Source organism: Streptomyces antnestii, assembly GCF_004005495.1.
GTDB classification, from domain to species: Bacteria; Actinomycetota; Actinomycetes; order Streptomycetales; family Streptomycetaceae; genus Streptomyces; species Streptomyces antnestii.
Map to the genome: position 1 here is coordinate 443,142 of NZ_RZYA01000005.1, position 10,220 is coordinate 453,361.

Below are 10,220 nucleotides of genomic sequence, written 5' to 3' on the forward strand. Positions count from 1 at the left end.
CGCCCCCGCACCCTCAGGTCCAGGATCCCCGGTCCTTGAGCACGTCACGCAGCGTCTCGATGTGATCGGTCATGATGCCATCGACCCCTAGGTCGAGGAGTTCGCCCATCTGTTCACGGTCGTTGACCGTCCAGACGTGGACCTGGAGCCCGCGCGCGTGGGCGGCGCGGACGAAGCGGCGGTCGACGACAGGGATGCCGGACTGCGCGACGGGTACCTGGGCGCACACCGCGGAGGGACGCAGCGCCGCCGGAAGGCCCAGGGAGCGCAGCCGCAGACCGAGCACGCCACGCGTGCCGTACGACGTGGCGAGGCGGGGGCCGGCGAGGGACTGGGCCCTGGCCACCCTGGCCTCCGAGAACGAGCCGACGCAGATCCGGTCCCACGCGTCCGTGCGGCCGATGAGGTCGAGCAGCGGGAGCAGCGCGGACTCGGCCTTGACGTCCACGTTCCAGCGCACGTCGGGGAAGGTCTCCAGGAGCTCCTCGAAGAGCGGGAGCGGTTCGCGGCCCGCCACGCGCGCGTGGCGCACGTCGCTCCACAGGAGGTCCGCTATCCGGCCCGCCGCGTCGGTGACCCGGTCGAGCGTCGTGTCGTGGAACGCCACGAGGGTGCCGTCGGCCGTGGCGTGCACGTCGGTCTCGATATAGCGGTAGCCGAGGTCCACGGAGCGCCGGAACGCGGCCATCGTGTTCTCCAGGCCGTCCGCGGTCCCGCCGCGATGGGCGAAGGCGAGCGGGGTGGGATGGTCGAGATACGGATGGCGTACGCGCGTGGTCACTGCGGCAGTATCGTCCCTTCGGGTGACGCGGTGGTAAACCCGTCGGGAACCGGGGCGGGTGCGGCGGGCTTCGCCGGGACGGCGAACACCTTCAGGAACAGCTGGGCCAGCGGGCCGATCGCCACGGCGTACAGAACGGTGCCGACGCCGATGGTGCCGCCGAGCGCGAAGCCGGTCGCGACCACGGCGATCTCGAGCGTCGTCCGCACCAGCCGGATCGAGCGGCCGGTCAGCCGGTGCAGCCCCGTCATCAGACCGTCGCGCGGGCCGGGCCCGAAGGACGCGGAGATGTAGAGGCCCGTCGCGACGCCGTTCAGGACGATCGCCACCACCATCAGCGGGATCCGGACCGCGAGGGCGTGCACGTCGGGCACCAGGGCCAGCGTGCCGTCCATCGCGAGGCCGACCACGAAGACGTTCGAGACGGTGCCGAGGCCGGGGCGCTGCCGGATCGGGATCCACAGGAGCAGCACCACGGCGCCGACGATGATCGACACGACGCCGATGGAGATCCCCGTCCGTTCGGCGAGCCCCTGATGCAGCACGCCCCACGGCTCCAGACCGAGCCCCGCCTCGACGAGGAGGCCGGAACTCACGCCGTACAGCGCAAGACCGACGTAGAGCTGGAGAAGCCGGCGGGTGAGACCGGCGCCGGGTGGCGTGGACGACGCGGACAAGTGGTGCCCCCTGTGGTGGTGGTGGACTGACCCGTGACACTCTGTGGCAGGGGAACGCAGGCCAACCATGGCCAATTCGGGGAAGGTGGACTGGACTGACATGGCTCAGTGGACTTCGGCGGTCGGCGCGGCTCAGCTCGCGCGGCTGCTCACCTCCCAGCAGGAGACGCGGCCCGGGGGCCCCGGCAGCCGCCGCCCGCCCGCCTACCGCGCCCTCGCCGACGGCATCCGCCTCCTCGTCCTCGAAGGGCGCGTGCCCGTCGCGGCGCGCCTGCCCGCCGAACGCGAGCTCGCCGTCTCCCTGAAGGTCAGCCGGACGACCGTCGCCGCCGCCTACGAGGCGCTGCGCGGCGAGGGGTTCCTCGAATCACGCAGAGGGGCGGGCAGCTGGACCGCCGTCCCGGCCGGCAACCCGCTGCCCGCGCGCGGTCTCGAGCCCCTGCCGCCCGAGGCCCTCGGCTCGATGATCGACCTCGGCACCGCGGCCCTGCCCGCCCCCGAACCCTGGCTGACCCGCGCCGTCCAGGGCGCCCTCGGCGAACTCCCGCCCTACGCGCACACCCACGGCGACTACCCGGCCGGCCTGCCCGCCCTGCGCGAGATGCTCGCCGAGCGGTACACCGCCCAGGGCATCCCGACCATGCCCGAGCAGATCATGGTGACCACCGGCGCCATGGGCGCGATCGACGCGATCTGCCATCTGTTCGCGGGCCGCGGCGAGCGCATCGCCGTCGAGTCGCCCAGTTACGCCAACATCCTCCAGCTGATGCGCGAGGCGGGTGCCCGGCTCGTTCCGGTCGCCATGGCCGAGGGGCTCACGGGATGGGACCTCGACCGCTGGCGGCAGGTCCTGAGGGACGCCGCGCCCCGGCTCGCCTACGTCGTCGCCGACTTCCACAACCCCACCGGCGCGCTCGCCGACGAGGACCAGCGCCGGCAGCTCGTCGAGGCGGCGCGCTCCGCCGGCACCGTCCTCGTCGTCGACGAGACCATGACCGAACTCCACTTCGACCGCGACCTGGAGATGCCCCGCCGCGTCTGCGCCTTCGACCCCGCGGGCTCCACCGTCATCACGGTCGGCTCGGCGAGCAAGGCCTTCTGGGCGGGCATGCGCATCGGCTGGGTACGGGCCGCGCCCGACGTGATCCGCAGCCTGGTCGCCGCGCGCGCCTACGCCGACCTCGGCACCCCCGTCCTGGAGCAGCTGGCCGTGAACTGGCTGCTCAGCACGGGTGGTTGGGAGGAGGCGGTGGAGCTGCGGCGCAGCCAGGCCCGGGAGAACAGCGCCGCTCTGATCGCCGCGCTGCGCCGGGAGCTGCCCGACTGGGAGTTCGACGTGCCGGTCGGCGGACTGACGCTGTGGGTGCGCGCCGGAGGGCTCTCCGGGTCCCGTCTCGCGGAGGTCGGCGAACGCGTCGGCGTACGGGTCCCTTCGGGTCCCCGCTTCGGGGTGGACGGCGCCTTCGAGGGGTACGTGCGGCTGCCGTTCACGGTGGCCGGGGCGGTCGCCGACGAGGCGGCGGTACGGCTCGCCGCGGCGGCCCGCCTCGTCCGGGAAGGCGGAGCGTCCGGGGCGGAACCGCCACGGACGCTCATCGCCTAGGACCTCTCGTTCGGCACGGGGCCACAGTTCGCCCGGGGCACGCGGCCCCGGTCGTCACCCTTCGGCGGCCACCGCGCGTACCGTCCCCACCGCTTCGACCTCGACCGGCTCGGCGGGCTCGGCCGCTTCGACCGGCTCGGGCCCGTCGCTCGCCCGGACCTCCGGGCTGTCGTCGGCCGGAGTCGTCCGCAGCGGCAGCAGCGCGAGCACGGCCTGCCGGTCCGCGTCGCTCGTCGCGTCGTCGTACGGGTCGGGGGTGGCCGGGACCTGGAGGCGGTGGACGGCGCTCGCGCCGAGGCGCGCGTAGCCACGCCCCGCGGGGACGTCGGGTGTGGGCGTCGTGTGGGGCGCGACGCCGAGGACGTCCTCGATCTGGTCGTACGTGGCCGGACCGAGCACCACGCGCGCGCGTGTGTGCTGACAGACGGAGTCCGTCAGGGCGTCGAGGCTGTCGAACTGGTCGGCCACGACCACCGTCACGTTGGCCGCGCGGCCGTGCCGCAGGGGGACTTGGAGCAGGGCCTGCGGGTCCTTGCGCCCGTCGGCCGCGGCCAGATGACCGAGGACGCTGGGCCGGTCGAACAGGATCCACAGCGGACGCCGGGTGTCGTCCGGCGCGGGGCGGCCGGCCTGACGTGCGCGGTTGGCGGCGATCAGTCGCCGTTCCGTCTCGTGGGCCGCCCATTCCAGGCTCGCCAGCGCGCCCGCGAGCCCGCACTCGACGGCGAGGACTCCGCTGCGCCCGGCGAGGCACGCGTAGTCGCCGGTGCCGCTGCCCTCCACGATGAGGACGTCACCGTGCTGGAGGGCCTGCAGGGCGATCGAGCGCAGGAGCGTGGTGGTCCCGCTGCCGGGGTGACCGACGGCGAGGAGGTGGGGTTCGGTGGAGCGGACGCCCGTACGCCAGACGACGGGCGGCATGTCGCGCCGCTCGCCGCCGTCGGTGACGGGCAGGGTCCGCTGGGTGCCGCTCTCGTCGGTGAAGCCGAGGACCGTCTCGCCGGGCGCGGTGACGAACCGCTGGGCGGCGATGTCGGTGGGCAGCGGCGGCAGGACGGTGACCGAGAGGCGGTTGCCCTCCTCGTCCCACTCGAAGCGGTACTCACGGCCCCGGCCCGACTTGGCGTGCAGGAGCTGTTCGATCCGGGCGCGGGAGTCGGCCTCGCCGTCCGTGAAGTACGCCGGGTAGCGCAGCACGATCCGTGAGACGCGCCCGGTGTCGTCGAAGTCGTACGACTCGAAGGCCTTCTCCCACTCGCCGCCGTGGGCGAAGAGCGGGCTGGGGTCCTCTGGGACGGAGAAGTACGGGACGAGCGCTTCGTAGAGCGCGGTGAGCCGCTGGACCTGTGACTCGTCGGGGCCGGTGGGCGCCGGCGGGGTACGGTCCCGGCCCGTCCATGCGGCCGCTGCCATCAGGGTGATGAGCGCCAGCAGCGGCCCGTACGGAATCAGCACCACGACCAGGATCACCGCCGCCACCAGGAACAGCAGCGGTCCGCGCCGGTCCTTGGGGGTGTCGGCCCACTTGCGCCGTCCGGCGGATGCCAGGCGGCGCAGGCCACGGGTGATCGTGATCAGGGGATGGAGTACGTCGGTGGCCCCGTCGGCTGCCGTCCGTGCCAGTTCCCGGCTCCGGGCGATGGGGGCGCTGCCGTTGCTCAGAATGCGGGGGAGGGGGCGCCGGGCCACGTCTGTCTCCTGAAGGTGCGTGCGAGGGGGGTGAGGGTCAGAACTTGATCCCGCCGAGCAGGCTGGCCAGGCTCGCGCCGCCCGCCTTGATGCTCGGGGCGATGGCGGTTCCCGCCAGGTAGAACCCGAAGAGGGCGCAGACCAGGCCGTGCGAGGCCTTGAGTCCGTCCTTGCGGAAGAAGAGGAAGACGATGATTCCGAGCAGCACCACGCCTGAGATGGACAGGATCATTTGAGTTCTCCTGGTTGATGGGGACAGTCACCATGAGTTCTTCCAGGCTCACAGCATGTATCCATACGATAAAAGGTGCAAATGGGTGGATTATTCTCGATTTCACCCGTTTGACAGGCGTCTGCTGAGCCTCCTGGGCGAGTGCCGTGCGGCCTCCGGGGCTCTTCGTGATCTTCGCCTCGGCCGGGCCTGCTCATGTACCGAACCGGGCAGTACTCTGTCGATTCACTCGTACGGCCGCACGGTCGTCACAGCCCGTACACGGAAAGGCGGTCCGTCCCGATGAGCGAAGCCCCCGACCCGGAGGTCGTGGAACTGGCGTCCAAGGTCTTCGACCTGGCGCGCCGCGGCGAGAGCGACCAGCTCGCCGCCTACGTCGACGCGGGCGTCCCGGCGAACCTCACGAACGACCGCGGTGACTCCCTGGTGATGCTCGCGGCGTATCACGGGCACGCCGGCGCGGTCCGCGAGCTCCTGTCCCGTGGCGCCGACGCCGACCGCGCCAACGACCGCGGCCAGACCCCGCTCGCCGGCGCCGTCTTCAAGGGCGAGGACGAGGTGATCAGGGCACTCCTGGACGGCGGGGCCGACCCGGCAGCGGGGACCCCGTCGGCCGTCGACACCGCCCGGATGTTCGGCAAGGGCGAGCTGCTCGAACTCTTCGGGGCGTCCTGACACACCGCCTCTGACCAGGCAGAACGGGGGAGCAGGAAATGTGGTCGCGGGGGGAAGAACCGCTGGGTCATCATGACGACGTGATTCACGGACGCGACGGCGGGGCAGATGGTGCCACACCGCGTGGACCCTGAACGGTCCGATTCGGGCCACAGAACGAGAGGCAGAGGAAGATGGTCTTCAGCAAGCAAGAGACGGCGGGCGCCCCGCAGTGTTGTCGCGCGGCCAGGTAATGCGGTTCCCCCGGTTGCGTCGACGCTTGATGTGAGGCTGTTTCCCATGTTCGATCCGGTCATAGCGCCCAGCGGTACGCTGCTCGGCCTGCTGCAGCGGGGCCGCGGCGACGGCACCCTGCACGCGCTGACGGCGCCGCGCGACGAAGCGCTCGCGGCTCTCAATCACTGTGTGCTGAGCGATCCCCGCCACGACTGGCAGGTGGAGAACCGCTCGCTCTACTACGCGCGCCTCTACCTCGACCTCCACGGAGAGCTCGGGGAGATCGAGCGCCACCTCTTCGACCCCGACGACGTCCTGAACACGGACGAGTCACGCACGGGCCTCGCGCTCGCGGTCCTCGGCCACCTCGCCTCCTACGGCAGGCGCGACGCCCTGGAACTGCTGCGCCGCTACGCCGCCTTCGGCACCAGCTGGGCCTGGGCGCTCGACGAGCTCGCCCTGCGCGACGACGACGCGGGCCTGCGCCTGCTCGCCGCCCCGATCCTCGACAGATTCCCCGAAGGCCCCGAAGGCGACGCGGAACTCGCCGCCGCCGTGCGGGACGCGTACGAACCGCGGCCCTGGCGGCTGTGGGCCGACGACCCCCGCGAAGCCATCGGCGCCCGGATCCGCGCGGCCCAGGAGCGCGGCTCCTTCGACCAGTGGCAGCGTCAGCTGCGCCCCGCCGGGCCACGCCCCGGATGGAGCGTGCGGGCCGTCCTCGACTGGGCGCAGGAAGGCCTCGAACGGGGAGCCGTCCTGTACGTGCCCGCCGCGCGCTGCCTGGGCGCCGTCGCCGGTCCCGAGGACCGGGCCGAGATCGTCCGGGCCGCCCTCACCGGCCACGACGGCGGCCGCAGCACCGCGCTGCGCTACCTCGCCGACGCCCACGACCCCGCCGTCCTCGACCTGATCGAGGCCGCCGTGGAAAGTCCCGCGCACGCCGTGGTGGACGCTGCCCTCGACGCCTTCGAACGCATGAGGACGGCCGAGGCGCTGGAGCGGGCCCGCCGCTGGGCCCCCCGGCCCGACGCCCTCGGCGCCGCGGCGGGACGCATGCTCGCCTGCCGCGGCGGAGCCCAGGACGCCGAACTGGTCCTCGCCGCCCTGCGCGAGGCCGTGCGCGGCGAAGGCGCCGACGCACCCTCACTGTGGCCCCTGGTCGACGGGGCCGGACGGCTCGGCATCGGCTGCGCCGCCCCCGTCCTGCGGCACGTCTACCGCGAGACCGCCTCGTCCCATCTGCGCGGCCACGCCGCCAGGGCGCTGGCCGCCACCGACCCCTCCTTCGCCGCCGGGTTCGCCGTCGAATGCCTGTGGGACTGCGAGGAGTCCACCCGCGAGGTCGCCGCCCGCCACGCGGAGACCGGCGACGCGCGCGTCGTGGACCAGCTCCGGAGACTCGCCGCCGATCCGGCCGAGGAGGCCGAGGTGCAGACCGCCGTGCGCAGCAGGATCGGACCGGACGCGACGGCTATGTGACCGACGGCTTTCCGGGAGAGGGAACGGCAGCTTTCCGGGAGGGGGACCGGCAGCTTTCCGGGAGGGGGACCGGCAGCTTTCCGGGAGGTGGAGCGCGCGTGCGCGCCCCCTCCCGGCCGCCGCGGCCGAGGGCGAACGCTCATGGGACGTTCCTCGCCAGGAAAGATCCACGTTGACGTGCCCACGCTCCGCGCGACGACAACACGGGTATGCGTGTCGTCATCGTCACCGAGTCCTTTCCCCCCGACATCAACGGTGTGGCGCACTGCGCCCTGCAGACCGCCCGGCACCTCGCCGCGCGCGGCCACGACCCCCTCGTCATCGCCCCCGCCACCGCGCCGGGCCCTGACGTCGACACCGACGCCCCCTGCCCCGTCGTACGGGTGCCCTCCCTGCCGCTGCCCGGCTACCCGCAGGTCAGGGTGGCGCTGCCGAGCCGCCGGGTGGCCGCGGCCGTCGCCGCGCACGGCGCCGAACTCGTCCATCTCGCCAGCCCGTTCGTCCTCGGCGCACGCGGCATGGCCGCCGCCGCACGGCTGAGGATCCCCGCCGTCGCCGTCTACCAGACCGACCTCGCCGGCTACGCCCGTACGTACATGGGCGCCGGTGAGGCCACCGCGTGGCGGCGGATCCGCGGCGTCCACGCGGCCGCCGACCGCACGCTCGCCCCGTCCACCGCCGCCGTGCACGACCTGGAGGCGCACGGGGTGCCCCGCGTGCGCCTGTGGCCGCGCGGGGTGGACACCGCCCGCTTCCGGCCCGCCCTGCGCGACGAGGCCCTGCGGCGCGAACTCGCCCCCGGCGGCGAGCTGATCGTCGGCTACGTGGGCCGCCTCGCCCCCGAGAAACAGGTCGACCTGCTGGCCGGGGTGTGCGCCCTCGACGGAGTGCGCCTCGTCGTCGTGGGCGACGGCCCCAGCGCCCCCGGCCTGCACGAGGCCCTGCCCGGCGCCGTCTTCCTCGGCCGCCGCACCGGCGCCGAACTCGCCCGGATCTTCGCCTCGTTGGACGTCTTCGCGCACACGGGGCCCTACGAGACGTTCTGCCAGACCGTGCAGGAGGCCATGGCCAGCGGCGTGCCCGTCGTCGCGCCCGCCGCCGGCGGCCCCCTCGACCTCGTCGCCCACGGCCGGACCGGCGTCCTGGTCGCCCCCGGCGACGCGTCCGCCGTGTGCGACGCCGTGTGGTCCCTCGCCGAGGACCCGCTGCGCCGCCTCGCCTACGGGGCCGCCGGCCGCCGGGCCGTCGAAGGGCGGACCTGGGAAGCCGTCGGGGACCAGCTCCTCGGCCACTACGAAGAGATCCTCGACGCACGGACGGCGGTGGCGGCATGAGCGGCGGCATGAGTGGCGGTATGAGCGGGGCGCTGCGGATCGTGCGGCTCGCGAACTTCGTCGCGCCCGCGTCGGGCGGACTGCGCACCGCCCTGCGGGAGTTGGGCGCCGGCTACCGCGCCGCAGGCCACGAGCCCGTCCTGATCGTGCCCGGTGAGCGGGCCGACGACCGGGACACCCCACAGGGGCGCGTCATCACCCTGCCCGGGGCGCCGCTGCCCGGCACCGGCGGCTACCGCGTCCTCACGGACCGGCGGCGCGTGGCCGCCCTCCTCGAAGACCTCGCCCCCGACCGGATCGAGGTCTCCGACCGCACCACCCTGCGGTGGACGGGGGAGTGGGCACGCCGCGCCCGCGTGCCCGCCGTGATGGTGTCCCACGAGACGGCCGACGGGGTCCTGCGGACCTGGGGCCTGCCCGAGCGGCTCGCCCTGCGCGCCGCCGACGCCCTCAACTCCCGTACCGCGCACGCCTACGCGCGCGTGGTGTGCACGACCGAGTGGGCCGAGCGCGAGTTCGTCCGCATCGGGGCGCGCAACGTCGTACGGGCACCGCTCGGCGTCGACCTGGAGCGCTGCCACCCGCGCCTGCGGGACGCCGCCGTGCGCGAGAGGTACGCGCGCGTGGACGAGGTGCTGCTCGTCCTGTGCTCGCGCCTGTCGGTGGAGAAGCGGCCCGGGACCGCGCTCGACGCCCTGGCCGCCCTGCGCCGCGGGGGGACGCCGGCGGTGCTCGTCGTCGCCGGGGACGGGCCGTTGCGGGCGAGGCTGGAACAGCGGGCACGCGCGCGGAGCCTGCCGGTGACGTTCCTCGGGCATGTCGCCGACCGGGGGCGGCTCGCCGCGCTGCAGGCCGCCGCCGACGTGTGTCTCGCGCCGGGTCCCGCGGAAACGTTCGGGCTGGCCGCGCTCGAGGCGATGGCCTGCGGCACCCCTGTCGTCGCCAGCGCCTCCTCCGCCCTGCCCGAGATCGTGGGGCCCGCCGGGGGAGTCGCGGCCGACACCGGGGAGGCGTTCGCCGCAGCGGTGGAGGACCTTGTCGCACGGAACGGGGACGAACGCAGGGAGGCGGCACGCGCGCGTGCGGAGTGCTTCAGCTGGGGCGCCGCGGTGGACGCCTTCCTGAAGGCGCACGACGCGGGGCGTGTTACGGCGCACGACGCGGGGCGCGTGGCGCCGGGCGATGCGGGACGCGTGCCGGCGGGCGATGCAGGGCTCGTGACGGCGCGCGATGATGCAGGGCTCGTGGTGGCGCATGACGCGGGGCGTGTGGCGGCGGGCGATGCGGGACGGGTGCCGCCGACGGGCGATGCAGGGCTCGTGACGGCGCGCGATGCGGGGCGTGTGGCGGCGCACGGCGCGGGGCGTGTGGCGCCGGGCGATGCGGGACGGGTGCCGCCGACGGGCGATGCAGGGCTCGTGACGGCGCGCGATGCGGGGCGTGTGGCGGCGCACGGCGCGGGGCGTGTGGCGCCGGGCGATGCGGGACGGGTGCCGCCGACGGGCGATGCAGGGCTCGTGACGGCGCGCGA

General features: G+C 74.2%; 8 protein-coding genes and 1 pseudogene. 5 read left to right on the top strand and 4 right to left on the bottom strand.

The window, feature by feature from the left end; genetic code table 11:
- Positions 1-13 precede the first annotated feature (13 nt).
- Together EOT10_RS14530 and yczE are read right to left on the bottom strand one after the other, a co-directional pair.
- Entirely contained in the window at positions 14-781 is a 768-nt protein-coding gene (locus EOT10_RS14530; RefSeq protein WP_127828582.1) for a glycerophosphodiester phosphodiesterase family protein, read from the bottom strand.
- Entirely contained in the window at positions 778-1,458 is a 681-nt protein-coding gene (gene yczE, locus EOT10_RS14535; RefSeq protein ID WP_223280968.1) for a membrane protein YczE, read from the bottom strand. Before yczE ends, EOT10_RS14530 begins: the two co-directional genes overlap by 4 nt.
- A gap of 100 nt (positions 1,459-1,558) precedes the next feature.
- On the opposite strand from yczE, the gene EOT10_RS14540 reads away from it, so the two are divergent.
- A complete protein-coding gene (locus EOT10_RS14540) occupies positions 1,559-3,061 on the top strand; it encodes an SCO1417 family PLP biosynthesis transcription factor (RefSeq protein ID WP_127828583.1) in 1,503 nt (500 codons plus the stop codon).
- Positions 3,062-3,115: 54 nt separating this feature from the next.
- On the opposite strand, the gene EOT10_RS14545 is transcribed toward EOT10_RS14540, so the two are convergent.
- Positions 3,116-4,750, bottom strand: coding sequence for a hypothetical protein (locus EOT10_RS14545; protein WP_127828584.1), 1,635 nt, complete (start codon positions 4,748-4,750; stop codon positions 3,116-3,118).
- Between the two features lie 37 nt (positions 4,751-4,787).
- Complete coding sequence (locus EOT10_RS14550) at positions 4,788-4,982, bottom strand: hypothetical protein (protein ID WP_077974404.1); 195 nt, start codon at positions 4,980-4,982, stop codon at positions 4,788-4,790.
- 282 nt (positions 4,983-5,264) lie between these two features.
- Here EOT10_RS14550 and EOT10_RS14555 point away from each other — a divergent pair, with 282 nt between their 5' ends.
- From EOT10_RS14555 to EOT10_RS14570, 4 genes and pseudogenes are all read left to right on the top strand, one after another.
- On the top strand, positions 5,265-5,657 hold the full coding sequence (locus EOT10_RS14555) for an ankyrin repeat domain-containing protein (RefSeq protein WP_127828585.1): 393 nt from the start codon (positions 5,265-5,267) through the stop codon (positions 5,655-5,657).
- Positions 5,658-5,936: 279 nt separating this feature from the next.
- The gene (locus tag EOT10_RS14560) at positions 5,937-7,355 is read left to right on the top strand and encodes a HEAT repeat domain-containing protein (protein ID WP_127828586.1); all 1,419 of its coding nucleotides are present in this window, start codon (positions 5,937-5,939) and stop codon (positions 7,353-7,355) included.
- Positions 7,356-7,564: 209 nt separating this feature from the next.
- On the top strand, positions 7,565-8,689 hold the full coding sequence (locus tag EOT10_RS14565; protein WP_127828587.1) for a glycosyltransferase family 4 protein: 1,125 nt from the start codon (positions 7,565-7,567) through the stop codon (positions 8,687-8,689).
- A 20-nt stretch (positions 8,690-8,709) separates the two neighbouring features.
- Positions 8,710-9,828: pseudogene (locus EOT10_RS14570) on the top strand (glycosyltransferase); the annotation flags it as partial.
- Positions 9,829-10,220 lie beyond the last annotated feature (392 nt).